Below are 26,320 nucleotides of genomic sequence, written 5' to 3' on the forward strand. Positions count from 1 at the left end.
GACAAGTGTACCTTAAATCATAAATCACTTACAGCTAGTTGCTTATAAATAAAATAACATGCGGAAACCGAAACAAGTGACAGAAACTTGTTTAATAAACTATTACTGATTTTATAAGTATTACTTTTGCATCGAATTAATATAAAAAAACATTTTGAAAAAATATATTTATACAGCCTTAGCCACTTTAAGCCTTTTTATTGTTTCTTGTAGTATTGTAGATCAGTTACTGACATTTACAATTTCTAATCAAACAAGCATTACTATTGGAACAGGGTTTCCTATTGGAACAGCTATGAGTATAATAACACCGGAGGTTACGACCAACTCCAGTGCCGAATTTGAGAATAACAATACTAAGGCTAACTTAGTAAAGGACGTGAAGCTAAAAGAGCTGACGTTGACAATAACTGATCCTGCTAACAAATCTTTCAGCTTTTTAAAATCGATTCATCTTTTTATTTCAACAGATGCAAACGACGAAATTGAATTGGCTTATAAAGATGACATAAGCTCCACTTCTAACACTTTAACGCTTACGACGACTACTGAAAAACTGGATAAATACATCAAAGCCTCTTCCTATAAATTGCGAACTAAAGCCGTAATAAAAGAAACTATAGCCCAAGACATTACAGTAAAAGCAGATATGAAATTCAAAGTTACTGCAGATCCGTTTTAGTTCGAAAAAGGCAACGTTTATTCTTTAATAAATGTAAATTTAGATTTGACTCCTGTATCAAAATTATTCCACAAGTCAGACAGCAGTAAGTTCCCTTCTTTATCGTAAACGTAAAAAGCGCCTGTGTTTCCTCCCAAAGCACCACGGTTTAGTGCCTCTAATTCTAAATAATTAAGTCCTTCTTGAAGGTCTATTTTGATATCTTTGAAACTTGATTCTAAGTATAAATTATTTGCCAAAACAGTACCCTTATAATTGTGTATAACGGTAGCTTTTATTAAATCTCCATCAATTGCACCATAGTCTCTTACGCGAATCATTAAAGATTTTGACTTTGTACGAATGATTCCAAAATCTAAGTCTTTTACATTTAAATACGATGTGTCCTCTTTTAATCCATTATTGACTAATGATTTTTCAATACTCTTATTCATTTTATCCCTTACTTCATCGCCTGGATTAATAAAATCATTGGTTTGAATCATAGAAATAGGATCAGGACCACCAATTTTAAAATTAGTACTCTGAAATTTGACTTCGGGCTTTTTTAAAATATTAGGAGCGACAATATCTGGTGGCGCAACCGTTGCAGGAATTACTTTTTTAGTTTTAATGCTTGTATCCATCGGGGGAATTGCCTTAAACTTAGAACTAAACTCAGTTTGAGAATATCCATTGATTGCAAAACACATCATAATAAACAATAATCCCTGTTTCATATTATACCCCTTTGTTTTTATATCCTCTAAATATCAAGTTGCGACAAATATACCGTGCTTTCTATTTAGAAAACAAAACCTTAAACTAACATTAAATAAAATTTAACCAAATAGGACTGAAACAAACTCTAATTATAGAATCATATCCCTTCCTAATTTTTTAAAAACCAATAAATAGCTTTCAAATTATTTTTTGTCTACAATTATTGTAGCCTTGTATCCTTCGCCTATATTCCATTGGCTTGAAGAGATCATCGTTCCCTTATCGTCATAAACTTCAAATTCTGCAGTATTTGGTGAGGCAAAACCTTCATTTAATGCTTCGAAATCGATTCTATTTATCCCTTTTTCCAGTTTAATTTCAAATCCTTTAAAATCTCCTTCCAATAAAACTTCATAATCTACCACCTTATAGTTTACATAAATTCTAATTCTATCCCCGTCAACATAAGCTCCATCACGATATCTTATCTTCGCAGTATTAGAATCGGTTTTAAAAACTCCTAAATCTTGGTTTCTTCTATAAGCTTCAGAAGCAATTATAACATCATTAGTGGGTACTTTAAAAGTGTTTTCTGGTATGACAGCAGCAACATAAGGTTTAACTTGGGGTGGCCCTGGATCATGTGGAGTTATTGGTTCAATTTTCAATTTCTTGTTTTTCGGAGGAACCACTTTAAACTTGTCTTTAAATTCTTCCTGAGAATAACTATTGGAAATCATCCCTAATAAAAAAATAAAAAAGAAAATTTGCTTCATACTTCTTGTATATCTATTGATCATTTGTTCAATTTTTTTAAAAATAAAAAACCAAAATTATAAAAACATAAAAATGGCATACTTTAACTTCTTTTTATAACTTCAAATTTTCATAAATAGTATGTTTCAGTATATGAAATATGCTAAAGCGACCCTATCAAAATCGAACTTTTTTATATAAAATCAGTATTTTTTATTTTATTATTTTTTATAAATTGCAAAAAATATACCAAACTATATAACCAAACAACATTCCTTAAATAACAATCAAAAAAAATAATCAAAATGAAAAGAGAAAACGTATTAACAGGTTCGCCTTGGGAAGATAAAATGGGCTATTGTCGTGCTGTACGCATTGGAAATATTATTGAAGTTTCTGGAACGGTAGCTATTGTCGATGGGGAAAGAGTAAAAGCTGATGATGCTTACTCTCAAACATTTAATATTCTTGAAAGAGTAGAAAAAGTCCTTGAAGATTTAGATGCGAGTATGAAAGATGTAATTCGAACCCGAATTTTTACTACAGATATCACTTCCTTTGAGGCCGTGGCTAAAGCACATGCTGAATTTTTTAAAGATGTAAAACCTACGACCGGTTTCTATGAAATCAGTAAATTAGTAGCTCCTGAATACCTTGTGGAAATTGAATTTACGGCGGTACTTCCTGAAAAACAAAATATTTCGGCAGGATTGTAATACTTTAGCCAAAAATTGCTTGGGGAATCCCACTGTTGAAACGAATGAATTCAGAAAAAACAAAAACAATTATACAAGGCTCTCTCAAATGGATTTTCATTTGTGTTTTGATAGGCTTTTTGTCTGGCTCAGCCTCTGCCATTTTATTAGTAGCATTAGAGTGGGCGGCACAATACCGAGGACAGAACAACTGGATCATTTGGCTCTTGCCAATAGGTGGATTATTAATTGGATTAGGATATCATTATTACGGAAAGGAAGCCGTAAAAGGCAACAATTTATTACTGGAAGAATATGAAACTCCTAAAAAAAGGATTCCTTTAATAATGGCACCGTTAGTGCTTATCGGTACGATAATAACGCATTTATTTGGTGGATCAGCTGGTCGTGAAGGAACTGCTGTACAAATGGGAGGAGCAATAGCCGATCAATTTACAGGACTTTTCAAGCTCGATAATTCAGAAAGAAAAACACTTATCATTCTAGGAATCAGTGCTGGATTTGCTTCTGTTTTTGGCACACCACTAGCAGGGGCTTTATTTGCTTTAGAGGTGCTTTATTTCAGTAAAATCAATTACAAAAGCATTGTTTTATCCTTTTTAGTAGCCTTTATAGCTTACTACACCGTCGAGTTCTGGGCAGTAAAACACACCCATTATTCTATTCCTATCATTCCTCCTTTTACTTTAACAATATTACTTTGGATTATTCCTATTAGTATTTTGTTTGGTTTGGCGGCGATGCTTTTTTCCAGAAGCACTCATTTTTGGAGCACGCTATTTTCGAAAACAATCAAATACCCCCCCCTACGTCCCTTCATAGGAGGAATTCTATTTGCATCTGTCATGTATTTCATCGGTACTACAAAATACCTAGGACTAGGAGTTCCTATTATTGTTGAATCCTTCTCGAATCCAAGTGAATACTATGACTTTCTACTCAAAATATTGTTTACCGGATTTACTTTAGGTGCCGGATTCAAAGGAGGCGAAGTTACCCCGTTGTTTTTTATTGGCGCCACATTAGGAAGTGCCTTATCCATTTTTGTTCCGTTACCTATTGCTCTTTTGGCGGGAATGGGATTTGTGGCCGTTTTTTCTGGCGCTACTCATACACCAATTGCCTGCACTATAATGGGAATAGAACTCTTTGGAATAGAAAGCGGACTATTTATCGGACTTGGCTGTTTTATAGCTTATTTAGCATCGGGACCAGTAGGAATTTACCATTCCCAAATTGTAAAAGGACCTAAGCATCTTTTGTATCAAAAATTTAAAAGAAGGAGATTAGATAATTTTTGATCTTAAAAGCAACGTTAATTTCTAAATGTTTTCAACTTTACATTAAAAAAATGTAATTTCGCACACTATGAAAATACAAGACATTCAAGCGATACAGTTGTTATTGGCAACACCAAAAAAAATTGCAATCATTCCACATAGAGGACCTGACGGAGATGCTATGGGTTCTACATTAGGATTATATCACTTTTTATTAAAAAACAATCATGAACCTATCGTGATTGCACCAAATGAATTTCCGGATTTCCTTGCTTGGCTTCCAGGCTCAGAGACCGTTAAAATATTCGAAAAAGACAAAGAAAACTGCACTAAAATACTGGAGGCAGCCGATCTTATTTTTACGTTAGATTTCAATGCTTTACACCGTGTGGGTGGCGATATGGAAGCTGCTTTAGCCTCGATGAAATCACCATTTATAATGATTGACCATCATCAAAAACCTGATGATTATGCTGCTTACACCTATTCAGATACTTCTTTTGGTTCCACTTGTGAAATGCTCTACAACTTCATTTCTTTTCTTGGTAAAAAAGAGGATATCGATAAGACTATTGGAACCTGTATTTATACTGGAATTCTAACTGATTCCGGTTCCTTCCGATTCCCAGGGACTACAGGAAACACACATAGAATTGTTGCCGATTTAATTGATTTAGGTGTCGAGAATACTAAAATACCTACTTTACTTTTTGAAAACAGTTCGTACAGTAGATTACAGCTTCTGGGTAGAGCACTACAAAACTTGAAAGTAATTTCAGAACATCACACCTCTTACACTACGTTAACTCAAGATGAATTGAATACCTTTGGTTACGTAAAAGGTGATACTGAAGGAATCGTAAACTACGGTTTGAGTATAAAAGGAATTGTTTTTACAGCTATTTTTATCGAAAATAAAGATGAAAAAATAATCAAAATATCCTTTCGCTCACAAGGGGATTTTGATGTCAATCAATTTGCAAGAGACCATTTTCAAGGCGGAGGACATCGCAATGCGGCAGGAGGAAAGTCAGAAGTATCGATGGAAGAAACTGTAAGCAAATTTGAGGATTTAATAACAAAACTAACGGTATAATACATCATGAAATTTAGTTCTATTATCTTAATTGCCTTATTTTTATCAGTCATGGTTTCCAGTTGCAAACAGCATCAGGACGCCCGAAGACCTATTTCTCAAACTTCGGGGAGTTTCATGAAAAAATCTGTAGCAAGAAATAAAAAATTAGTGGCTGGCGAAGAAGATCAGATAAAAAAACTGATGAAAAGCAAACCAGAAGTGGATTACATTGCTTCTTCAAAAGGCTATTGGTATTCCTATGACACTGAAAATGAAGTAGACACTTTAACCCCTAAAAAAGGCGATGTTGTTTTCTTTGACTATGAGATAAAAGACCTTAGCGGAGCCATCATATACTCCGAATTAGAACTAAGACCTCAAATCTATTATGTCGACAAACAAGACATCATGATGGGATTAAGAGATGGTATCAAGCTAATGCATAAAAATGAAAAAGTGAATTTTCTTTTTCCTTCGCATATGGGATTTGGTTACCATGGTGACAATAAAAGAATCGGGCCAAACCAGCCTCTGATTTGCACTGTTACATTGCACGATTTCAAACCGGAAGACGTTTATAAAAAGGAAACAAAGTCAATTTCTACTGTTCCAGCTCTAAAAAAAGTAATAACAGACAGTACCCCGCAGGTACCTATTACAATAAAAAAAACAATCCCAACCCCAATAAAACCAAAAGACACTTTAAAATAGTAAGTTAACCCCTATCGTTATGAAAAAAAGCATCTTATTTGTATTACTCGCAATTGTTACTTTGTCTTCCTGCAATGAGGAAAACAGCAATCTTCCAGATGGTTTATATGCTAAAATTGAAACTAGCAAAGGTCCCATTATAGTAGCTTTAGATTATCAAAAAGCACCTATTACTGTCGCTAACTTTGTTACTTTGGCTGAAGGCAAAAATGACTTTGTTACAAATGACAACCTGAAAGCAAAACCCTTCTATGATGGATTGCGTTTCCACAGAGTTATCAAAGATTTCATGATACAAACTGGAGATCCCTTAGGTACAGGTTCAGGAGATGCCGGATATAAATTTAAAGATGAAATCACCGATTTGCGTTTTGATGGTGCTGGCGTCTTGGCAATGGCAAATAATGGTCCTGCAACTAACAGCAGTCAATTTTTCATTACGCATGTTGCAACCCCATGGTTAGACGGCAAACACACGATTTTTGGACATGTAGTCGATAAAGGAATGGATGTGGTAAACTTGATTGAGCAAAACGACTACATGAATAAAGTTACAATTATTCGAAAAGGAGAAGCTGCAAAAAAGTTTAACGCGGTAAAAACATTCTACGATTACTTCTCTGTTGAATCTGAAAAGCAAAAACAAAAACTGGCTTTAGAAGAGCAAAGCAAAAAAAAATACGACGAGAAATATAAAGATGTCCGTGAAGACAAGGTAAAATATTTTAATGCTCTAAAAAATAAAGCAATAAAAACATCTACTGGACTTAAATATGTGATTACTCACAAAGCAGGCGGTAAAAAGCCGGCAAAGGGAGCACCTCTATATATTCATTATGCAGGATTTCTAGAAGATGGTCATCTTTTTGATACGAGTATAGAAAATGTAGCTCAAACTTATGGAAAGTTTGATCCAGACAGAGCCGCTCAAAATGGATATCAACCAATCCCTTTTCAGGCTGGAAAAAAAGATGGCATGATTCCTGGTTTCATTGAAGGGTTAGAAAAATTATCTTTTGGTGATAAAGCAATTTTGTTCATCCCCTCTCACTTAGCCTACGGTGCTGGTGGCGCGGGAGATGTAATTCCTCCTAATGCAAATATCGTTTTCGAAATCGAATTAATGGAAGTAATGCCTCAATAGCCGAATAGATCTTTATAAATTATTCCTTAAATAAATATAAAATGAAACTTAAACTTTTATTTTTAATGTGCATCGGAATGTTAAGTGCACAGGCTCAAACCACAAAAAAAATAGTTCCTACTAAGAAACCTGTCTCAGCAGTTAAGGCTGTAGTAAAAGCTCCAGTTGTCGAAGGTATCTTTGCCACTATTTCAACAACTAAAGGCGATATAACCACTCAGTTAGAGTTTGAAAAAACACCTATTACGGTTGCTAATTTTATTTCGCTTGTTGAAGGAAAAAACACTTTTGTTACCAATGATAATCTGAAGGGAAAACCTTTTTATGATGGTTTAAAATTTCACAGAGTCATCAAAGACTTTATGATTCAGGGAGGAGATCCTACAGGAAGTGGTGGTGGTACTGCTGGCTACGCTTTTAAAGATGAAGTCACTGACCTTAAGTTTGACAAAAGTGGTGTTTTGGCTATGGCCAACTCTGGTCCAGCGAGCAATTCCACTCAATTTTTTATAACTCATAAAGATACGCCATGGTTAAACGGAAAGCACACTATTTTTGGCCATGTAACTGAGGGTATGAACGTCGTAAATGCGATTGCTCAGGGTGATGCGATTACAAAGATAACTATTACAAGAAAAGGTGCTTTGGCAAAAAAGTTTGATGCTCCGAAAGTATTCTCAGATTATTTTCTAAATAAAACGGTAGATGATAAAAAACAAGCATTAATCGATGCCGAAAATAAAGCGAAACAAGTAGCAGCTGAAGCAGAAAACAAAGCGAAGCAAGCAGCGGCTGAAGCAGAAAGTAAAAAAGTCTATATGGAAAAATATGCACCAGTAATCGCTGCAAAAAAGGCTTATTTCGCCACTGTAAAAGCAACCGCTACTACAACACCTTCCGGATTGACTTACAAAATAGTTCAAAAAGGTACAGATGTAAAACCGATTGACGGTAGTACTTTCTATTTTCACTATGCCGGTTATTTTGAAGATGGAAGCTTATTTGACAGTAGCTATGAAGACGTAAATAAATCGTACGGTAAATACGATCAGTATAGAGCCGCACAAAACGGATACCAGGCTTTTCCTTTTCAAGCAGGAAAAAAAGACGGTATGATTCCTGGCTTTTTAGAAGTATTATCTTTAATGTCTTATGGAGACAAGGTAACGGCATTTATCCCTGCTAAATTAGCTTACGGAGAACAAGGTGCAGGTAATGTTATACCGCCAAATGCAACTCTTATTTTTGAATTAGAAATGTTTGAAAAACCAACAACACCAAAACAATAATACAAAGCCTTTTAAAGAGCCTTTAAAAACAGAAACCCGATACATTAAAATGTATCGGGTTTTGTTATTTATAGAGTTCTATAGCTATTATTTGCTTTTAAACTTCCAGTCAAATTCATCTTTCTGGTTGATGATTGCGCCTACTTCCACTTTTACAACCTCATCAAATTCTGTTTGAAAGATAATCCAATTGTCTTCGTTAAAATAGTTCTCGAAAGTATCAAATTCTTCTTGAGTAAATTTAGCCACTCCTTTTGCAGTCAATTCTTTTTTGACTTCACTGATTTTTCTATTGATCACTTTTTGTCCGAACAACTCCAAATTTGGATTAGAAGCCACCATATATCCTAGTTTAAAGTCCTCCTCTTTGTAGAATGTCAAACGAATTTTGAGTGTGTTATAAGCAAAAATAACGTTGTCATCTTCGTCTTTGTAATTTCTATCTGGTTTACCGTATATAGCAGTAACATCCTTTTGTTTCATCCCGAAAATGAGTTGATCAATTCCGTTCTTTAAGTTTATTTTCATCTGATTCTATTTTAATGCAAAGTTCGCAAAGTTTTTGGCAATGTACGCTATGTTTTATTTTTTTATCATTTTAGATGTCTTCTTAATAGTAGTAATTCTTGCGAGGGCTACATTCTTGTAACCATTTTGCAATTCATTGCTTTTTCCTTATCTTTATGTAGCCGAACACGCTAAGCTCTAAATCATTACCTAAATATCTAATTCACGGTAGCTTAATCGCTGCAGGAAATACCGCTATCATCAACCAATTTCTAAAAGTACATTTGGAAAAAAGTACTCACATGATAACACGATTTTTTGTTTCAAACATTAAATTATTCGAAAATGGATTTCATAAAAGTAGCCTCGCTTTCTGAACTACCGGAAGGCTGTAGTAAAATAGTGAAAGTAAACAACTCAAAAGTGGCTCTGTTTCATTTCAACGGAAAAATTACCGCTATTGGTAACGCTTGTTTACATAAAGGAGGACCACTAGGATTAGGTTGTATTGAAAAGAAATACGGTGCCATGTATGTAACATGTCCCTGGCATGGCTGGGAATACAATATCGAAACGGGGAAAGCACCACCGGGTTACGAGGACCAACAGTCTGTTTATGAAATAAAGATAGAAGATGATAGTATTCTAATAAGCGAAGAACCTATTGTTAAATCTAAAACAGCGAAACATGATCTAAGTGCATTGGAGGATTTGATTCAACTAAAATACCAAACTACAGGAACTTCTTTAAACATACTGGGAATCTCAACAACCAATATGAATGATAATTTAGCGCGGTTCAGCACATCCGAAGACGCGCTTGAAAAAGCCTTGGCTTATGCTTCTAAAAAATATGACGCAAAAACAAAAATACTTAAGCTACGGCAATTGAAATTTCGGCATTGTGAAGGCTATTATTCTCAACATATGAATGCTTGCACTTGGCCGTGTAGCATTACCGAAATGGACGGAAAAGACGGCATGACACAAGTCTATCGGGAAATGGTATTGTGGGCTGATATCGTTCTACTGGCCACTCCTATCCGATGGGGAAATGCATCATCCTTGTATTATAAAATGGCGGAACGCCTTAATACGGTGCAAAATCAAATTACATTAAACAATAATATTTTAATTAAAAATAAGGTAGCGGCTTTCATTATTACTGGTGGTCAGGACAACATCCAATCCGTTGCAGGTCAATTAATGTGGTTTTTTACTGATTTGGGTTTTGTCTTTCCCCCTTTCAGCTTTGTAGGATGGAGCAGAGGATGGACGGCCGAAGACATGGACAAGAATGTATTGCAATTTAAAAAGAGTGACTATATAAAGCGCACCACCGAAGAAATGGTAGACAACTGTGTTGAAACTTTATCCCAAATAAAAAACATGAACACCGTCAAAATAATCGCACCTAAACCTCATCAACAAGATTCTTTTTCTGCAGATATTGAAAATCCGGATATGAATATATAGCCTCAGATGAAAGTGCTACTCTAAAAAATTTCTTTTAATAAAGCTGTTTCACGCCTTATAAATAAGCTACTGCCACTTGATGTACTCTATTACTTATAACAGTCTTCACGCTATTAGAAAAAATCCTACATTAACAGAAGGAAACATTATTTTTCATTAACTTAGTTCCCGTTATTAAAAAAGTAGATAGCACCCTTTTTTTGTCAAAGAAACGGGAGACTATTCCAGTAAAACATGGAGTCTAACTTTCATAGCTCCGCTTAGTAAAAAACAATAATTTAAAATTTCGAAATGAAATCATTCCAGTTTTTAACACTCCCAATTTTCCTATTCACGGTATTAGTTTCTTATTCACAAAACGAAACCAAAACTACAAAATCCAAAGAGTTCAAAGTAGAATTTGAACAATTCTCCTTAGACAATGGCCTGCATGTCATTATGCATATTGATCGATCTGACCCCGTTGTTGCTGTTGCCTTAACTAGCCATGTGGGATCAGCACGAGAGAAAATCGGTCGTACTGGTTTTGCCCATTTATTTGAACATCTATTATTTTTAGAGTCAGAGAATCTAGGAAAAGGTGGTTTGGATAAAATGAGTGCCCGCATTGGAGGCTCAGGAGCTAATGGTTCTACCAGCAGAGACCGTACAAATTATTTTCAAACCGTTCCAAAAGATGCCTTAGGAAAAATGATATGGGCTGAAGCCGATAAACTAGGCTATTTTATCAATACGGTTACAGACCCAGTCCTTGCCAAAGAGAAGCAAGTCGTTAAAAATGAGAAAAGACAGAGTTACGACAACAGACCTTATGGAAATAATTTTGCCGTAATCAATAAAAATTTATATCCTGAAAACCACCCGTACCATTGGGAAGTAATTGGTTCTTTAGAAGATTTACAAAACGCATCTCTTCAAGACGTAAAAGATTTCTACAACCGCTGGTATATTCCTAATAATGTAACGCTAACCATTGCTGGTGATTTCGATGTCAAACAAGCCAAAGCATGGGTACAAAAATATTTTGGCGAAATAAAACGTGGTGAGGCTATTCCTAAAATGGAAAAACAGCCTGTAACCCTCACTGAAACTAAAAAATTCTATTTTGAGGATAATTTTGCGCGTTTGCCACAGCTTACACTAACCTGGCCGTCTGTATATGAATACCATCCTGATAGTTATGCGCTAGAGGTTTTGGCTAGTTATCTTTCTAAAGGTAAGAAAGCGCCCTTATACAAAACACTAGTAGAAGATAAAAAACTAACCGATGAAGTTGAATTATCGCAATACAACTCTGAAATAGCCGGACAATACATCCTCAATGTTGTTGCTTTTGATAAAACAGAATTGAATGCCGTGATGACTGGTATAAATGAAGCCTTTAAAAACTTTGAAAGCCAAGGTATTTCGCAACAGGATTTAGACCGAATTAAAGCGGGGCAGGAAACTGCTTTTTACAACGGACTATCGAGTGTTTTAGGAAAAGGATTTCAGTTAGCCCAATATGAAATCTTTGCAGGAACTCCTGATTTCATTAATCAAGATGTAAAAAACATCCTTGCTGTAACGAAAGAAGATGTAATGCGAGTTTATAAAAAATATATAAAAGACAAACATTTCATTGCAACTAGTTTTGTACCAAAAGGCGAAGCTAATTTGGCATTAGAAGGATCAACCTTAGCGAAGGTTGTTGAAGAAAAAATAATTGAAGGTAAAGAAGAGTCATTCGATGCAAGTATTGCTGCAACTTATGAAAAAACACATTCAAGCTTTGACCGCAGTATAGAGCCTATCTATGGTGCAAGCCCGGAAGTAATATTGCCATTAGTATGGAAAGAAAAATCGCCCTCTAAATTAACTCTTTTGGGAATTGAAAACCATGAAGTGCCACTGGTACAGTTTCAAATGCAAATAAAAGGAGGGATGTTACTAGAAAACCCTACTAAAATAGGTGTTTCAAATATGCTAGCTCAGTTACTGACAAAAGGAACTAAAAATAGAACACCGGAGCAATTAGAAAATGCTATTGAAAGCCTAGGAGCCACAATTAACGCATTTGCAACCGATGAATCCATTTTAATTACAGGAAATACACTGGCAAAGAATTACAATGAAACAATGAAATTAGTTCAGGAAATTGTATTAGAACCGCGTTGGGATACCAAAGAATTTGATTTGATAAAACAAAGTACATTGAGTCAAGTGATACAGCAAAAAGCGGATCCAAACAGTATTGCGAGAAATGAATTCAAGAAATTAGTTTATGGAAAAGAATCTATTTTAATGAATAATCGAATTGGTACCGAAAATTCAATCAATAGCATTAGTATTGATGATTTAAAAACTTATTACAGCCAAAACATTTCACCTTCTGTTACTAATTTCCAAATTGTAGGTGCTATTTCAAAAGCGCAAGTGAACAGCTCACTAGCTACTTTAAATAAAAACTGGAAGCCTAAAGAAGTGACAATCCCAACAACAAAAATTGCAGATGCACCTGCAAATTCTAAAATTTATTTCTACGATGTTCCCGGCGCAAAACAATCGGTAATAAGAATTGGGTATCCAGCACTAGCTGCCACAGATGCAGATTTCTACCCTGCTGACATCATGAATTATCGTTTAGGAGGAGGTAGTTTTGCATCGCAGCTTACACAAGAATTACGTGAAGGCAAAGGATATACCTATGGAATAGGTTCTTCATTTATCGGTTCCAACAACAAAGGTCCTTTTACGATTTATAGCGGGGTACGATCAAATGTAACTTATGAGTCAGTGCGTTTAATAAAAGAAATTGTAGAACAATATGGTATAAATTTCAATGAAAACGACCTCAATGTAACAAAAGGATATTTGATTAAAAGCAACGCTAGAGAATTTGAAACAATGGCTTCTAAATTGAACATGCTTTATGAAATAAGTAATTATAACTTCCCTGTTGACTACGCCAAACAAAGGGAAAATACAGTTAAAAATATTGCTATCGACGATATAAAAGCTCTATCTGATAAGTATCTAAACTCTAACAAGATGATTTATTTAATTGTGGGCGATGCGGAGACACAATTGCAGAAGTTAGAGCAAATTGGTTTTGGAGTCCCTGTTCTTTTAAACAAAACAGAGAATAACAATTAAAATAAACAGAATAAAATTAAGCTTATGAGATTGCCAATAGACGATAAAAAATTTCTTTTTCTACTTTCCTCCGTTACGATTGTTATCATTTTAGAAATTTTATCGATTATTGGCATTCACATTCCTATGCCCTACGGACCTTTTATTTTCGCCGCATTTATCATAGGAATTGGTCACGAGGTTTTGATAAATGGAATAAAAGCAATCTTCAAACTTAAATTCAGCAGTATCAATTTACTGATGACCATCGCAGTTGTTGCGGCCTTTTACTTGGGAGAATACCCTGAAGCGGCAGTTGTTATTGTTCTCTATGTTTTGGGTGAGCGTCTGGAGGATATCGGTCTTGAAAATTCAAAATCGGCATTAGACCAATTAGTTAATCTAGCCCCAAAAACCGCTTTTGTAAAATCAGAAAACAAATCCATACCAGTAAATAAAGTTGCTGTAGGCTCCATTATTCAAGTGAAACCTGGCGAAATGATTCCATTAGACGGAAGAATAGTATCAGGAGAAACGACGGTTGATGAAGCGGCCATTACCGGAGAACCTATTCCAAAAGACAAACGTCCTGGCGATATTTTATTTGCGGGAACGCTCAATAAAAATGGTTTTGTCGAAATGGAAACGACGACCCTTTCTATAGATACCACCTTTGCAAAAATAATTCGGCTGACATTTGAAGCAGCGGCATCCAGAAGTGACACACAAAAATTCATTCAACGTTTTTCTAAATTCTATACACCAACTATTATTGCCATGGCAGTTTTGGTGTTTGCAATACCCGTTTTTATACTAGACCTGGATTTTGACCTTTGGTTGAAACAAGCCATTACGCTCTTAGTGATTGCGTGCCCGTGTGCGCTTGTAATCTCTACTCCGGTTGCCATCTATGCAGCGATAGGGAATGCTTCCGCAAAAGGAGCTCTGGTAAAGGGAGGGAAATACATCGAGGCCATGGCTCAAGTCAAAGCGATTGCCTTAGACAAAACCAGAACTATCACTTATGGAACTCCTATCGTTTCAGATATTTTTCCGTTAAACGGAACTAGTCGTGAAGAGCTGTTAGCGTGTACTGCCGGAACAGAACTTTTCTCTGAACATCCATTGGCGCAAGCCATTGTTACGGCAAGCAAAGCTGAGGGTTTTGAACCGCATAAAGCCGAAGGTTTTAAAAGCATCATGGGAAAAGGAGCCATTGCAAAATGTCTGGTTTGTGAGAACGAAACTGTTTATGTGGGTAAACTTGAATTCATTCGAGAATATCACGAAGTAACCGAAGAGGCTGAAAAAATTGTCGAACAATTAGCTTCTCAGGGTAAAACAAGTGTAGTAGTTAGTTTTGGGAAAGGCGTAGCTGGTATCATTGGCTTGACCGACGCCATAAAACCAGATAGTATTGCCGCCATAAAAGAATTGCAAGCGCTTAATATCGAGCTAATAATGCTAACAGGAGATAGTGAAAAAGCAGCTCATTATGTGGCTAATACCGTTGGCATTAAAAAAGTATTTGGAGGATTACTACCAGAAAATAAATCGGAAAAAATGAGCGCACTTTTAAAAGAGTATGGTAACGTCGCCATGGTAGGTGACGGGATAAACGATGCGCCAGCTCTGGCATTGAGTACTGTGGGAATTGCAATGGGAGCCGCCGGAAGCGATACCGCAATTGAAACTGCCAATATTGCCTTAATGAACGATAAACTTTCCCTTATCCCCTTTCTAATTCGTCTCAGTAAAAAGACACTGTTAAGGATAAAAACCAATACCATAGGAGCCATTGCTGTAAAAGTGCTTTTTATCGCATTAGCCTTTCTGGGATACAGCAATTTAGTTTTCGCGATTGCTGCAGATGTAGGTGTTACTTTGGTTGTAATTTTACTGAGTCTAAGCTTGATGAAATTTGAAAATAAATAAAGACTAATGCATCTCTTATTTTACGAAATTATATTTGTCTAATGACTTGCTCCTTTTGGTGATGAAAATCAACGAAAGCTTGATAAAAATTATTAACTAATTTTCAACACTAAACATCCACTACTTATTTCCCGTCTCCTTTTTTTGTATGGTATTTCACTCTAAAAAAAATAAGTTCACAATACTGAATTGGATATAATTCACTAACTTTCATACTAATAAGCAAGTGCCTTGCTAATTGTCGCACTTTTTCCAAATCAAATTAAAATGTTAGTCCATGAAAATATCATTTGAAAAAAAAGTATTTATAGGATTTGTCATAAATGTACTGGTTGTCGTTGCTTCGGGATGGATTTTCATTTCGCGTCTTGATAAGCAAAGAGACAAAACAATGGATTCGAAATTAGATTGGATAGAAGTTGCTTTATTTGGGCTATCTATAATTTTATTAATTGTTGTCTATTTTATTATTCATTCCCAATTAAAAGCAAAAAAAATATCTCAAAAATTACTATTCGACAACAAACAATTGCTTCAGTCTATTATTGACAATACGTCCAATCCCATTTTTATAAAAAAAATCAACGGGGAATATATATTGATCAACAAACAATTTGGGGATTTATTTAAAATATCGAACGACGAAATAATAGGGAAAACAGATTTTGACTTTTTACCAGAAAGTGTTGCTGATGTCTACAGAAATTCTGACATTGAGGTTGTAAAAAAATTACGTGAATTAAAAACTGAAGAAACGATACAGCAAAAGGACGGTAAACATACGTACATCGCCGTAAAATTTCCATTGTATGATTCAACAGGAAGAATCTATGCCATCGGCGGGATATCTACTGATATTACTGAAAGAAAGGAAATGGAAGAATCATTAGTTGCATCTGATAAATTCTTCACTATGTCGGCAGAAATGATGATTATTGCGTCATCAACACACTTCATTAAAGTAAATCCGGCTACAGTCAAAATATTAGGGTACTCTGAAGAAGAATTATTAAGCCAACCCTTTCTCAACTTTGTCTATGATGAAGACAAAACTAATACGCAGGGAGAAGTTGTAAAACTGGAAACTGGAGCTACTACGACACAGTTTAAAAACAGATATATTGGTAAAGATGGATCTATGAAATGGATTCAGTGGTCTACCTTCCCCGATATAAAAACAGGCTTATTATATGCCGTTGCCACTGATGTAACCCAATCAGTTGAAAATGAAAAGTCACTGAATGCAGCTGATAATTTTTTCAATATTTCATTAGACATAATGGCGATCGCTTCTAAGGAAAAATTTGAAAAAATAAATCCTACAATGGTTAAAACATTAGGATACTCAGAAGCCGAATTATTAAAACATCCCTTTCTCCATTTTGTTCATCCAGATGATAAAGAAAGTACCCAAAAGGAAATTGAGAAGATTAAAAATGGCTCCTCACTAATACTTGAGTTTAAAAACAGGTGGATTTGTAAAGACGGCTCCATTAAATGGCTTGTTTGGTCTGCCATCGCTGATTCAAAAACGGGATTAATGTATGCCGTTGCAAGAGATATTACTGCACTTGTACAATTAGAAAAAGAGCAACAGCAGGCAATTGACGAACTCTACGAAAACGAACAGAAATTACGCCTAATTCTAGAGAATATAAGTGAAGGCATCATCGTTGCGAATTCAGATAAAAAAGTAATCATGGCAAATTACAATGCTAATGAAATGTTTGGAATTGAAGAAGATGATCTTATATCTCCCAATATCTCAGATCATTTTGAGCTATATTTCCCTGACGAAAAGACCATTTTCCCTTCTCAAAATTTGCCTATGGAACGCGCGTTAAACGGAGAAGTTACTAATGATATTGATATTGTGCTTTGGGACTCTGCCAAACGTGAAAAAAAACGAGTTCTTATTAGCGGTAGGCCTCTAATAGATCAGGATAATAACGTAGTTGCTGCTGTAGTTACAATAAAAGACATCAGTAAATACAAGCACCTAGAGGAAGAATTAAAAAAAACGGAAACCAAATACCGACAACTAATAGGCTTTAGAAAAACAGAGGATAAAAAAGAAGACGGTACTAAAGAAGAAGACGGCAAAGAAAAAGAATCTAAGCTTGGAGATTAGTTCAATTTCTTTACATTCTCAACTAGGCGGTGCTTAACATTCTCAAACCACTCGTCTCTAAGAATGCTTAAAACAATAGTATCACGTCGTACATCACTATTATAAGTTGGCATATGATTTCGCAATACGCCTTCTTCCTTACAACCGATACTTTTCATCGCGGCAATACTTCTTTTATTATCGTTATCAGCTCTAAACTCAACACGTTCTACCTCAAGTATTTCAAACGCAAATTGTAACAATAAAAGCTTACAGTGTTTGTTTAATCCTGTTCCTCGAAAAGCTTGACCGTACCAAGTATAACCGAGCTGCAGCGTTTTATGAGCAAAATTGATATCATAGAAACGAGTACTACCAGCGTACTTGCCTGATTTTTTATCGAAAACAATAAACGGAAACTCTATTTTTCTTTCTTTGGCAGCTAATGCTATTTGAATGTACTTTTCTAAATTCTCTTTTCCGTTTGCACGTACTAAAGAATATTTCCAAGTATCAGGCTCGTTAATTGAAAAATCTAATAAATTATCGAAATCAGTTTCTAGAAGTGGTCGAAGTAAAACCGTTTCGTCTTCTAGAATTAAGTTAGGAAAAGAATCAAAATTCATTGGCTAATTATCAATTATTATAGTACTTTTTTACTTCTATTGTATATTTTGATTTCTATTTATAAAGTAGAACTATTCCGGCGCATACATTTCATCATAGCGCATAGGAACTTGAGGGTCATATAATGGACATTTATATTCTTCCATAATGTTCACTAATTGATCCATTGTTTTCCCTTCGGTACCATAGCAATCAATCTGTATGCTTTGTGGTGTTGTCAATACTTGAAAAGCTCCTGGTCCACTATTGTTTTTCCAGCTGTTTTCATCTACTTTTTCCCATTTTGAAAATACAGAAGCTATTCTATTCAAAATTACTTGAACAGGAAGTTCTTCTAGGCCTTCAATTGTAGTTTCGTCATCAAGTGCTTCATACACTTCTTGATGATTTAAGTAAACCTCCTCTAAATATTTCCAAAAAATTAATTCGTACATATCATTGTGTTTTTAGCCCCGATGGAAACGGCATCCTGTTGTGGCAGTGTTTGCCACAACAGATATAGTGAACAGCGGGATTAGCTTCTAATTATATTAATATTCGAAAGTCCCGTATTCGCTGGTGATTGTCAATTTTTTAGTATCGGCTGCTTCTACCCTTCCTACGATTTGTGCATCGACATTGAATGATTTTGAAATAGCGATAATATCCTGGGCAACTGCTTCAGGAACATATATTTCCATACGGTGACCACAGTTAAATACTTGGTACATTTCCTTCCAATCTGTTTTAGACTGTTCCTGTATCAACTTAAATAAAGGAGGAACCGGGAATAAATTATCTTTTATGATGTGAAGGTTTTCTACGAAATGCAAAATTTTTGTCTGTGCTCCTCCACTACAATGTACCATACCATGAATGGCAGCAGCGTCGTATTTATCTAAAATCTTCTTGATAATAGGTGCATAAGTTCTCGTTGGTGAAAGTACTAATTGACCTGCATCGATAGGAGAATTCTCCACCGCGTCAGTTAATTTGACTTGTCCTGAGTAAATTAAGTCTTCGGGTACCGCCGCATCAAAACTTTCTGGGTACTTAGTAGCCAAATATTTCCCGAATACATCATGACGCGCAGAAGTTAATCCATTACTCCCCATTCCGCCATTGTAGCTTTTTTCATAAGTAGCCTGACCAAAAGAGGCCAAACCTACAATCACATCCCCTGCTTTGATATTAGCATTGTCAATGACTTTAGAACGTTTCATTCTAGCTGTAACGGTAGAATCTACGATAATGGTACGAACGATATCACCCACATCAGCAGTTTCTCCACCTGTAGAATGTATGGTTACCCCAAAAGAAGCCAACTCCTTAATCAGTTCTTCTGTTCCATTGATAATAGCCGAAAGCACTTCTCCCGTAATCAAATTTTTGTTCCTACCAATAGTAGAAGAAAGCAGAATATTATCAGTTGCTCCCACACACAATAAATCATCAATATTCATTATTAATGCATCTTGAGCAATCCCTTTCCATACTGATATATCTCCTGTTTCTTTCCAGTACATATATGCCAAAGAAGATTTAGTTCCTGCTCCATCTGCATGCATAATCAAACAATAGTCCTCGTCTTGGGTAAGGTAATCCGGAACAATTTTACAAAATGCCTGTGGATACAAACCTTTGTCAATATTTTTTATGGCGTTATGCACATCTTCTTTGGATGCAGAAACACCGCGTTGCGCATATCTTTTTGAAGTATCTGAACTCATGTAGTGTAGTTGTGTATGTTGTTTTTAGGCAACTGGGTTGTGCGGCAAAGATAAATATTTTTTTGGGTAATGCCTATTGGGTCGTTAAGTGTTTCGTTAAATATTATCTTTATCTGCAGAATGTAAAATTAATTCATTAAATTTATACTAACAGACTACATATCAGTTTTTTATACATTTAAAAAAGGCGTTTTAAAATCTTATAACCTTTCCACATCAAGACTTGAACCACCTCTTTTTTATTTGAGATTAATAGTATTATCGACTTATTTCACTACATCCTATTTGAACTATTGTCTCTAAATAAAGTTATAAAGTGGAATTCAGATACCACTATAAAAAACGAGTTTTTCCAAAAATGTAAATGAGTAGGAAAACAAAACTAAACATCATGCCTAAGTACGTAATTGAAAGAGAAATCCCCGAAGCCGGAAAAATGAATGCTGAACAGTTAAAAGCCATTTCACAAACTTCTATGGGAGTTTTAGATAAACTGGGACCACAAATACAGTGGGTTAATAGTTATGTCACTAATGACAAAATTTACTGCATATACAATGCGCCAAACGAAGAAATGGTACGAGAACACGCTAAACTAGGTGGTTTTCCTGTAAACGCAATCAGTAAAGTTGCCGCAGTTATAGATCCAATAACTGCCGAGTAGTCGCTTTAAAATCAAAGCGAATGAAATTCACAACACCCCGTTTTCTACTATAGTTAAAAGTGAGTTCAATCACTTGCCTTTTAAATATATAAAAAATGCCTATCCAAAACGGATAGGCATTTTTTATATATAGTGTTTACTACTATTCCCAATCTGGCATACTGGCATTTGAAAACAGTATTGATCTTACAGAACTTGTGCTATTTGTAGAAGGAACCAGTTTTACAATATTTTTTACAGATAAACCGTCATTTGATGTGTTGACAAAAATCAATTCAGATTCGCTTGGAGAATATCTGACGTCCAAATCTACACTACCTGAAGGTTTATCATATCCTATTTCTGTAATTGCAGAAGAGCTAAATGCATACTGATAAATTCTTGTATCAAGTTGTCTGTAATTAGTATTTTCATATCCTGATATATCTCTGGTAAAGATTAGTTTTTGTCCCGTTACTGAAAAATTCAAACCACCTAACGCACCATCAATTCCTGATAAAACTTGATTAATTACTGTTCCCGACGTATTAATTACTAATATCTCCGCATTATAGCCATTTGCATTATTAATTTTCAAAGCGATTTTTGAACCATCATTACTCCAGTCACACTCAGATATAAATCTTCCATCAGTAGTTTGATAGATTTTAGTCAAACCACTTCCGTCTTTATTTATCTTATATAATTTATCAAAATAGGGATAGATAATCTCACTGCCTGAAGCATTCCAAGAAAAATTAATGAAATCTGGATTAAAACCAGCAACAGGAACTGCATTTGTTACTTTAAAAACTCCTGAACCATCCGGATTCATGGTGTATATATGGTTTTGCGATCCACTTGATCTAATAAAAGCAATTTTTGTGGATTGTGTATTCTTTCTTGGTCTCCAACTATTTGTAGCCGAAGTCGTAATTTGCAATTGTTCTCCTGCATCATTCCCAGCATAAATCACATTATTGTCATTTATTTTTTTGACAAATAAAAATCGAGCATTCGGGAAAGTTGATGTGGTAAATGTATTGACCGCACTTAAAACTTTTGAGTTTATTCCATCTGAAACGGATACTTGCCAATAATATTTGGTGTTGTATTTCAGATTTTTCAGAATGTAATTAGGTTCCGTCAAATTTGAATAAACGATAACATCACTAGTAGCATCATTCCTCAAAGTAACTTCGTAGGTCAACACATCCGTTTCTGGATCGGTGGCAGTCCAACTTATATTTAATTCTAAGCTTTGGTTTACCGCATTATCAGCTGGAGAAACTAATACAGCTGCGGTTGGCGGTTTATTATTTGAAGTTGATAATTTTAGTTCGAAAACCAGGCTAGTGCTGCTATTTATATTTATCGTTCCCGATTCAAATTTAGCAAGATAACCGTCTTTTTGCGCTTCAAATGAATATTGACCAACTTTAATTTTTGGAATAGAAAACCGACCGTCACTATCTGTAAAAACAATACTTGAACTTGGGTTTGAAAAAACCTTTACATTCTCCAAAGGTTTAAAAGTGATCGCACTTACTACTCTTCCTTCAACAGTTCCAAAGTCTTCTCCTGAAATTTTTTCCTCGCTACAAGAGCTGAAAAGAAATAGTAGGGACAAACTTAGTATTAGATATATATTTTTCATTATTTTAATATTAAAATTTAAGTGATAGACAATTATTTACGAACAATACTATCATCATTTATTTTTGCGTTTTTATTTTTTTATTTCCAAAATAATATGTCAGTCCTAAGCCAAATCGATAATAGTAATCGTCTCGAACGCCTCTTTCTAAGTAATCAATATTATCACTAAAATTCAAGTTGTGTTCTCCATACATTTTTATCCCAAAATTGTCTGAAGCCATATATTCAAGACCAGCTCCATACTGAACTTTTGCATGAATATTTTCAAACTCTTTATTAAAACCATAGCCTCCTCCGGCAAAAATATAGGGAGTCAATTTATCTTTTGGCAATAAAATGTATTCTGCATTAAGATCAAATGTTGCATAGCCTTTGTCAGAATAGCCTTTATTTGCAAGCTTTATAACATTTGTCGAAGCGCTTAGGTTAATACTTGGTGTTAAAAAATATTTCAAAGCTCCACGTACCATTGGGCGCAGTAGCGGATCTACACGGTCTCCATCCATTAAAGTCAGACCGCCAGAAAATTCAATCCCGAATTTTGACCTTCTGTCTGTTAATTTTCTACCGTATATCGCTGTTACGTCAGCTTCTTCATTCTCGTTTTTATATTTTAACATTACGGAATCTATTTCTTCTTTAGCCGCCGCTGACTCCCATATCCCATCTTTGATTCCTTCCATAACTAGCGAAGCTACCGCTTTCTCGATTGCTTCTGTAACTGCCATTTGTATGGGTTCATTTGTAGTGTATCCCGTCTCTACCTCTAATAGCCTTTTGAAATTCACATATTTAAAAAGACTTTGATCAATGGCTTGAGAAAGAATTGTTTTTGAAATATAAACTGATTTCAGTATTTTTCCATTTGCAGTAGAAACCATACGTAAGTATATAGTAACTCGATCCTGTCTGTATTTTACAGATGCCCCTGTACCAAAATATCGAGCTCCAAAACCACCTGTAATAATATTAGAATCATAAGAGATTATTCCGCCTTCAAGTAAAACTCCTGCATATAATAAAGGCGTAATTTGTGGTGCCTTAGGATCAACGTTTGCAGTGTATTCTTGTCTAGTGGAACGAATAAGATTTCTTTCTTGAAGTAAATTTCCAATATTTTCACGCTCAATAGGCACAAACCATTTTGAATCTTCAAGCGCTTTAATTAATATTGAAGTCGCTCCTTGGGTTACCGCAGTGCTAAATGTACTTCCGTTTTCGGAGGCTTTATATTGCCCCGTTTGGTCTCTAAATTTATAGATTCCCACGACAATAGGTTCTTTTGCTTTCGGAAGCTCTTTTAATAGGGATGTGGCTGGAGTACTTTCTCCTATCACTGCTTTCTCTACACCAGTGGGTTGGTTATAAAAAGCACCGCAACTTAAGAATAAAAAAATAATTGGAAAAACTAAGTAGGATTTAAATTGCATAGTATTAATTTGGGATAATTACTTGTGTTTGTTCACCTGTTTTTGTATCTAGAATATCAACTGTTAAACCTCCTGAAGAAGGATATACCTCAACAGACAAACTCCCAAAAACATAACTCCCAACAGATATTCCCTCTGTTCCAAACTGTTGTGTAAATAAGGATCTTGAAACTGAACTCAGTAATTGCGAGTTCAAATCCGCTGTGAATTGTTGTAATTCAGTCAGCTCATCTCTTTGCAGTTCTTGATCTTTAAATTTATTTTGAGACTCTGCAGAACCAATCATCCATTGATAATTAAAAGTATCTCCTCCAAAAGCAGGATTACGTGGCTTATACACTAATTCTTGTGCAAAGACTGATAGTGAAAATAAAAGTATAGCAAGAGAAAATAAAAGTTTCATAAATCATATATTAAATTAATACTGTGTAAAATATTTACTTTCCTTTTCCAAATTCTTTAAATATAGATAGGTTTGGTAAATCGATTGCTGAGCCATTGCCTCTATATATTCTTCATCTGGCCGAGATAAAAACTCATTAACAACTTCATTATTTATGTTAATCGATATTTTTGTGTTTCTTGAAAAGCTGAATTCTTCATTAATCACCACAAGTTTATTGGAGTTAATTTTATACTCATTATATAAATAATAATATAAATCATAGAAGTCTCTTCCCATTTTAGTTTTCGTCTCATCTGAAACTATTCCTCTTAATTCAAAACCATCAACTGGTATTGTTTCTACTTTTTTTTTTCTTCACCAAATACGACTCTGTCCTTCCCTATGAGTTTTTTGCTTTCATCATAAAAAAGTAGCAGAACAATCACTTCATCTTCATTACCAAGGTTAATTTGAGTAGTAGATAAATTTTTATTTTCATTAGGACCTAAGTTAAAAAAGCCTTCTTGCACATTATTAGATGTATTATCATTAGAACTGTTTTTTTTTATGACTGACAAGCTATAAGACATGCTTTGCAGTATGTCTGTTAAATTTTCGGCTGTACCAGTAATTTTAATGATTCTATCATTTTCTTCATATACAATTCTAGCCTTAACTTTTGTATTTGTTGTTTGCGAATAACATCCTACAGTAAATAATAAAAAAACAAAAAACACTTTAAATTGATTACTGATTTTCATTAGTCGCTTATTTATGATTAATAATAAAGACTGAAGCTCCGTTGCCTTTTTGAATAACTTTCATATCTTTTGACATAGAATTAGTTCCATAGTTGCGAATATTTTGATTATTCCCTTTTTGAACAAACTCCATATTTACATCAATACCGCTGTTAGTATGACGAGAAACATCTATAATAGTATTTTTTTGTCCTACCTGAACTACCTTATGTTTGAAGGTATCAACTTGGTTGTCTAATTGAAATGTATTTTCATCTCCATATTGTAAAATATCAAGATCTACTGATTGTGCTTTTATATTCACTGCAACTGTATTAAAGTTCCCAATTTGATTGATATTTAAACTACTGTTTTGTTGAAAATTCCTTTCTGAACTACTCTTTTTATTCGCATAATCAATTTGGCTTATTAAATGATATCGCAAATCTTTAGAAAAATCAGTTAATGAATTAAAAGCTTTACTTTCCTTTTCCTCATTATCATTTTGACAGAAAGCAATCTCTGAAAATGAAAACATAATAAAAAGAATATATATTTTAGTTTTCATGATGTTTTTTATTAAAAAAAAAGAGGTAGTTCTTTTTAAACTACCTCTTTTTTATAAGTTATTAGAATTGATAAACGTTAGCACCATTATTGTTCCCCATTTGAGTTACAGTACTGATTTGATAATCATTGAATTGTCTAACTCTCGCGAAGTTTTTATTACCAGTTTGAGTAATATCAGACATATTAAAGTCACCATTTTGACGAGTAATAGCCTCATTCTTATCACCAGTTTGTATAGTCCATGACATATTGTAATCACCTGTCTGATTAGTTATATCATCATTCCCATTACCGGTCTGAGTCGTTTCTGAGTCGTTAAAATCACCTGTTTGGACAGTTCTCGCATCATTCTTTTCTCCTTTTTGAGTTTGTTCAGCGCGATTTCTTTTACCATCTTGACGAATAACAGCGTTACTTCCTTTCGCCATGTTAGTCATAGTTCTTTGATCCTGTACAGCCTCATTTCTATTCCCGTCTTGTACAACAAGTGCAGTGTTTTTATCAAAACGTTGAGTTTGCATAGACTCATTTTTAACTCCGTCTTGTCTAGCAGTAGCACTATTTTTTTCTGCATACCCCACTCCTTGATCAATTGTAGCGATGTTAAATTGATTCTTTTGTACGATTCTAGCATCGTTTTTATCACCATGCGATCCTATTACTGCTACTTGATTTAAACCAGTTTGAGTAACCCATGCTTCGTTTTTCCATCCATCCCCAAGAACTAAACCATTTTTTCCGTCTTGAATGACATTTGACTGGTGCTGTGTACCTACTTGTGAAATAGTAGCGTCATTACCGTTACCTGTTGACATAACAGAACTGTAATGCGCTACATATGTTGAAGCTGAAGCTCCATGAGGCGCTGTTGATTGTGCCAAGCACATTGCTGTTCCGAATAGCATCGCGGAGATGCTTAAAATCACTTTTTTCATAATAAATATATTTAATTGGTTATTAATACATATTCAGATGTAGGCAATTATAACATATGATCCAGGGCAGGATATAAGATAAAAAAAAGGTGGTATTTAGAGTAAAACGAGGTATTTAGAAC

Annotated in this window: 25 protein-coding genes; 12 read left to right on the forward strand and 13 right to left on the reverse strand. The window is 34.7% G+C overall.

The features are described 5' to 3' along the window. The first annotated feature begins 154 nt into the window (after positions 1-154). Positions 155-682 carry a hypothetical protein gene (locus AAC069_RS16870; RefSeq protein WP_339921600.1) on the forward strand — a complete coding sequence of 176 codons (528 nt, stop codon included), beginning with the start codon at positions 155-157 and terminating at the stop codon, positions 680-682. A gap of 17 nt (positions 683-699) precedes the next feature. Here the strand turns inward: AAC069_RS16870 and AAC069_RS16875 are convergent, their stop codons facing one another. Both AAC069_RS16875 and AAC069_RS16880 read right to left on the reverse strand, forming a co-directional pair. After that, the gene (locus tag AAC069_RS16875) at positions 700-1,401 is read right to left on the reverse strand and encodes a hypothetical protein (protein ID WP_339921602.1); all 702 of its coding nucleotides are present in this window, start codon (positions 1,399-1,401) and stop codon (positions 700-702) included. 186 nt (positions 1,402-1,587) lie between these two features. Then, positions 1,588-2,184 (reverse strand): hypothetical protein, encoded by a 597-nt coding sequence (locus AAC069_RS16880; protein ID WP_339921603.1) that lies wholly within the window; start codon positions 2,182-2,184, stop codon positions 1,588-1,590. A 261-nt stretch (positions 2,185-2,445) separates the two neighbouring features. Here AAC069_RS16880 and AAC069_RS16885 point away from each other — a divergent pair, with 261 nt between their 5' ends. The 6 genes from AAC069_RS16885 to AAC069_RS16910 all read left to right on the forward strand — a co-directional run bounded on the left by AAC069_RS16885 (position 2,446) and on the right by AAC069_RS16910 (position 8,358). Beyond that, positions 2,446-2,856: a RidA family protein gene (locus AAC069_RS16885; protein ID WP_339921604.1), complete on the forward strand. Its 411-nt coding sequence runs from the start codon at positions 2,446-2,448 to the stop codon at positions 2,854-2,856. Positions 2,857-2,900: 44 nt separating this feature from the next. Continuing rightward, positions 2,901-4,157, forward strand: a complete 1,257-nt coding sequence (locus tag AAC069_RS16890; protein ID WP_339921605.1) for a voltage-gated chloride channel family protein — start codon at positions 2,901-2,903, stop codon at positions 4,155-4,157. A gap of 67 nt (positions 4,158-4,224) precedes the next feature. Beyond that, a complete protein-coding gene (locus AAC069_RS16895; RefSeq protein ID WP_339921606.1) occupies positions 4,225-5,232 on the forward strand; it encodes a bifunctional oligoribonuclease/PAP phosphatase NrnA in 1,008 nt (335 codons plus the stop codon). 6 nt (positions 5,233-5,238) lie between these two features. Next, on the forward strand, positions 5,239-5,925 hold the full coding sequence (gldI, locus tag AAC069_RS16900; protein WP_339921607.1) for a gliding motility-associated peptidyl-prolyl isomerase GldI: 687 nt from the start codon (positions 5,239-5,241) through the stop codon (positions 5,923-5,925). A 19-nt stretch (positions 5,926-5,944) separates the two neighbouring features. Beyond that, complete coding sequence (locus AAC069_RS16905) at positions 5,945-7,069, forward strand: peptidylprolyl isomerase (RefSeq protein WP_339921608.1); 1,125 nt, start codon at positions 5,945-5,947, stop codon at positions 7,067-7,069. Between the two features lie 41 nt (positions 7,070-7,110). Then, positions 7,111-8,358, forward strand: a complete 1,248-nt coding sequence (locus AAC069_RS16910) for a peptidylprolyl isomerase (protein WP_339921609.1) — start codon at positions 7,111-7,113, stop codon at positions 8,356-8,358. Between the two features lie 87 nt (positions 8,359-8,445). Here the strand turns inward: AAC069_RS16910 and AAC069_RS16915 are convergent, their stop codons facing one another. Continuing rightward, positions 8,446-8,886, reverse strand: a complete 441-nt coding sequence (locus tag AAC069_RS16915) for a hypothetical protein (RefSeq protein ID WP_339921610.1) — start codon at positions 8,884-8,886, stop codon at positions 8,446-8,448. A gap of 324 nt (positions 8,887-9,210) precedes the next feature. On the opposite strand from AAC069_RS16915, the gene AAC069_RS16920 reads away from it, so the two are divergent. The 4 genes from AAC069_RS16920 (at position 9,211) to AAC069_RS16935 (ending at position 17,521) form a co-directional block, all read left to right on the forward strand. Beyond that, positions 9,211-10,341 carry a Rieske 2Fe-2S domain-containing protein gene (locus tag AAC069_RS16920; RefSeq protein ID WP_339921612.1) on the forward strand — a complete coding sequence of 377 codons (1,131 nt, stop codon included), beginning with the start codon at positions 9,211-9,213 and terminating at the stop codon, positions 10,339-10,341. Between the two features lie 291 nt (positions 10,342-10,632). After that, on the forward strand, positions 10,633-13,476 hold the full coding sequence (locus AAC069_RS16925; RefSeq protein ID WP_339921613.1) for a pitrilysin family protein: 2,844 nt from the start codon (positions 10,633-10,635) through the stop codon (positions 13,474-13,476). 24 nt (positions 13,477-13,500) lie between these two features. Next, positions 13,501-15,390 (forward strand): cation-translocating P-type ATPase, encoded by a 1,890-nt coding sequence (locus AAC069_RS16930; RefSeq protein WP_339921614.1) that lies wholly within the window; start codon positions 13,501-13,503, stop codon positions 15,388-15,390. A gap of 277 nt (positions 15,391-15,667) precedes the next feature. Next, the gene (locus tag AAC069_RS16935) at positions 15,668-17,521 is read left to right on the forward strand and encodes a PAS domain-containing protein (protein ID WP_339921615.1); all 1,854 of its coding nucleotides are present in this window, start codon (positions 15,668-15,670) and stop codon (positions 17,519-17,521) included. On the opposite strand, the gene AAC069_RS16940 is transcribed toward AAC069_RS16935, so the two are convergent. The 3 genes from AAC069_RS16940 to AAC069_RS16950 all read right to left on the reverse strand — a co-directional run bounded on the left by AAC069_RS16940 (position 17,518) and on the right by AAC069_RS16950 (position 19,836). Next, positions 17,518-18,126 carry a GNAT family protein gene (locus tag AAC069_RS16940; protein WP_339921616.1) on the reverse strand — a complete coding sequence of 203 codons (609 nt, stop codon included), beginning with the start codon at positions 18,124-18,126 and terminating at the stop codon, positions 17,518-17,520. The two genes, AAC069_RS16935 and AAC069_RS16940, sit on opposite strands and share 4 nt — an antisense overlap. Before the next feature lie 72 nt (positions 18,127-18,198). Continuing rightward, on the reverse strand, positions 18,199-18,561 hold the full coding sequence (locus AAC069_RS16945) for a hypothetical protein (protein WP_339921617.1): 363 nt from the start codon (positions 18,559-18,561) through the stop codon (positions 18,199-18,201). 96 nt (positions 18,562-18,657) lie between these two features. After that, entirely contained in the window at positions 18,658-19,836 is a 1,179-nt protein-coding gene (locus AAC069_RS16950; RefSeq protein ID WP_339921618.1) for an AIR synthase related protein, read from the reverse strand. A gap of 391 nt (positions 19,837-20,227) precedes the next feature. On the opposite strand from AAC069_RS16950, the gene AAC069_RS16955 reads away from it, so the two are divergent. Beyond that, the gene (locus AAC069_RS16955) at positions 20,228-20,500 is read left to right on the forward strand and encodes a DUF4242 domain-containing protein (protein ID WP_339921619.1); all 273 of its coding nucleotides are present in this window, start codon (positions 20,228-20,230) and stop codon (positions 20,498-20,500) included. 142 nt (positions 20,501-20,642) lie between these two features. Here AAC069_RS16955 and AAC069_RS16960 read toward each other — a convergent pair whose 3' ends face one another. The 7 genes from AAC069_RS16960 to AAC069_RS16990 all read right to left on the reverse strand — a co-directional run bounded on the left by AAC069_RS16960 (position 20,643) and on the right by AAC069_RS16990 (position 26,198). After that, positions 20,643-22,136, reverse strand: a complete 1,494-nt coding sequence (locus tag AAC069_RS16960) for a carboxypeptidase regulatory-like domain-containing protein (RefSeq protein ID WP_339921621.1) — start codon at positions 22,134-22,136, stop codon at positions 20,643-20,645. 58 nt (positions 22,137-22,194) lie between these two features. Next, on the reverse strand, positions 22,195-23,568 hold the full coding sequence (locus AAC069_RS16965) for a CsgG/HfaB family protein (RefSeq protein WP_339921622.1): 1,374 nt from the start codon (positions 23,566-23,568) through the stop codon (positions 22,195-22,197). A gap of 4 nt (positions 23,569-23,572) precedes the next feature. Then, positions 23,573-23,971, reverse strand: a complete 399-nt coding sequence (locus AAC069_RS16970) for a curli production assembly/transport component CsgF (RefSeq protein WP_339921623.1) — start codon at positions 23,969-23,971, stop codon at positions 23,573-23,575. Positions 23,972-23,986: 15 nt separating this feature from the next. Then, positions 23,987-24,307: a CsgE family curli-type amyloid fiber assembly protein gene (locus AAC069_RS16975; protein WP_339921634.1), complete on the reverse strand. Its 321-nt coding sequence runs from the start codon at positions 24,305-24,307 to the stop codon at positions 23,987-23,989. A gap of 5 nt (positions 24,308-24,312) precedes the next feature. Continuing rightward, a complete protein-coding gene (gene csgH / locus AAC069_RS16980) occupies positions 24,313-24,714 on the reverse strand; it encodes a curli-like amyloid fiber formation chaperone CsgH (protein ID WP_339921624.1) in 402 nt (133 codons plus the stop codon). 7 nt (positions 24,715-24,721) lie between these two features. Further along, a complete protein-coding gene (locus AAC069_RS16985; RefSeq protein WP_339921625.1) occupies positions 24,722-25,261 on the reverse strand; it encodes a hypothetical protein in 540 nt (179 codons plus the stop codon). A 61-nt stretch (positions 25,262-25,322) separates the two neighbouring features. After that, positions 25,323-26,198 (reverse strand): hypothetical protein, encoded by an 876-nt coding sequence (locus AAC069_RS16990; protein WP_339921626.1) that lies wholly within the window; start codon positions 26,196-26,198, stop codon positions 25,323-25,325. Positions 26,199-26,320: the final 122 nt, after the last annotated feature.

This window comes from uncultured Flavobacterium sp. (assembly GCF_963974175.1).
GTDB lineage: Bacteria > Bacteroidota > Bacteroidia > Flavobacteriales > Flavobacteriaceae > Flavobacterium.

What these genes read in the sequence shown, in the direction of transcription:
- AAC069_RS16875 (WP_339921602.1), bottom strand. Translation starts at nt 1,401, where the DNA reads ATGAAACAGGGATTATTGTTTATTATGATGTGTTTTGCAATCAATGGA.
- AAC069_RS16880 (WP_339921603.1), bottom strand. Translation starts at nt 2,184, where the DNA reads ATGATCAATAGATATACAAGAAGTATGAAGCAAATTTTCTTTTTTATT.
- AAC069_RS16885 (WP_339921604.1), top strand. Translation starts at nt 2,446, where the DNA reads ATGAAAAGAGAAAACGTATTAACAGGTTCGCCTTGGGAAGATAAAATG.
- AAC069_RS16890 (WP_339921605.1), top strand. Translation starts at nt 2,901, where the DNA reads ATGAATTCAGAAAAAACAAAAACAATTATACAAGGCTCTCTCAAATGG.
- AAC069_RS16895 (WP_339921606.1), top strand. Translation starts at nt 4,225, where the DNA reads ATGAAAATACAAGACATTCAAGCGATACAGTTGTTATTGGCAACACCA.
- gldI (WP_339921607.1), top strand. Translation starts at nt 5,239, where the DNA reads ATGAAATTTAGTTCTATTATCTTAATTGCCTTATTTTTATCAGTCATG.
- AAC069_RS16905 (WP_339921608.1), top strand. Translation starts at nt 5,945, where the DNA reads ATGAAAAAAAGCATCTTATTTGTATTACTCGCAATTGTTACTTTGTCT.
- AAC069_RS16910 (WP_339921609.1), top strand. Translation starts at nt 7,111, where the DNA reads ATGAAACTTAAACTTTTATTTTTAATGTGCATCGGAATGTTAAGTGCA.
- AAC069_RS16915 (WP_339921610.1), bottom strand. Translation starts at nt 8,886, where the DNA reads ATGAAAATAAACTTAAAGAACGGAATTGATCAACTCATTTTCGGGATG.
- AAC069_RS16920 (WP_339921612.1), top strand. Translation starts at nt 9,211, where the DNA reads ATGGATTTCATAAAAGTAGCCTCGCTTTCTGAACTACCGGAAGGCTGT.
- AAC069_RS16925 (WP_339921613.1), top strand. Translation starts at nt 10,633, where the DNA reads ATGAAATCATTCCAGTTTTTAACACTCCCAATTTTCCTATTCACGGTA.
- AAC069_RS16930 (WP_339921614.1), top strand. Translation starts at nt 13,501, where the DNA reads ATGAGATTGCCAATAGACGATAAAAAATTTCTTTTTCTACTTTCCTCC.
- AAC069_RS16935 (WP_339921615.1), top strand. Translation starts at nt 15,668, where the DNA reads ATGAAAATATCATTTGAAAAAAAAGTATTTATAGGATTTGTCATAAAT.
- AAC069_RS16940 (WP_339921616.1), bottom strand. Translation starts at nt 18,126, where the DNA reads ATGAATTTTGATTCTTTTCCTAACTTAATTCTAGAAGACGAAACGGTT.
- AAC069_RS16945 (WP_339921617.1), bottom strand. Translation starts at nt 18,561, where the DNA reads ATGTACGAATTAATTTTTTGGAAATATTTAGAGGAGGTTTACTTAAAT.
- AAC069_RS16950 (WP_339921618.1), bottom strand. Translation starts at nt 19,836, where the DNA reads ATGAGTTCAGATACTTCAAAAAGATATGCGCAACGCGGTGTTTCTGCA.
- AAC069_RS16955 (WP_339921619.1), top strand. Translation starts at nt 20,228, where the DNA reads ATGCCTAAGTACGTAATTGAAAGAGAAATCCCCGAAGCCGGAAAAATG.
- AAC069_RS16960 (WP_339921621.1), bottom strand. Translation starts at nt 22,136, where the DNA reads ATGAAAAATATATATCTAATACTAAGTTTGTCCCTACTATTTCTTTTC.
- AAC069_RS16965 (WP_339921622.1), bottom strand. Translation starts at nt 23,568, where the DNA reads ATGCAATTTAAATCCTACTTAGTTTTTCCAATTATTTTTTTATTCTTA.
- AAC069_RS16970 (WP_339921623.1), bottom strand. Translation starts at nt 23,971, where the DNA reads ATGAAACTTTTATTTTCTCTTGCTATACTTTTATTTTCACTATCAGTC.
- csgH (WP_339921624.1), bottom strand. Translation starts at nt 24,714, where the DNA reads ATGAAAATCAGTAATCAATTTAAAGTGTTTTTTGTTTTTTTATTATTT.
- AAC069_RS16985 (WP_339921625.1), bottom strand. Translation starts at nt 25,261, where the DNA reads ATGAAAACTAAAATATATATTCTTTTTATTATGTTTTCATTTTCAGAG.
- AAC069_RS16990 (WP_339921626.1), bottom strand. Translation starts at nt 26,198, where the DNA reads ATGAAAAAAGTGATTTTAAGCATCTCCGCGATGCTATTCGGAACAGCA.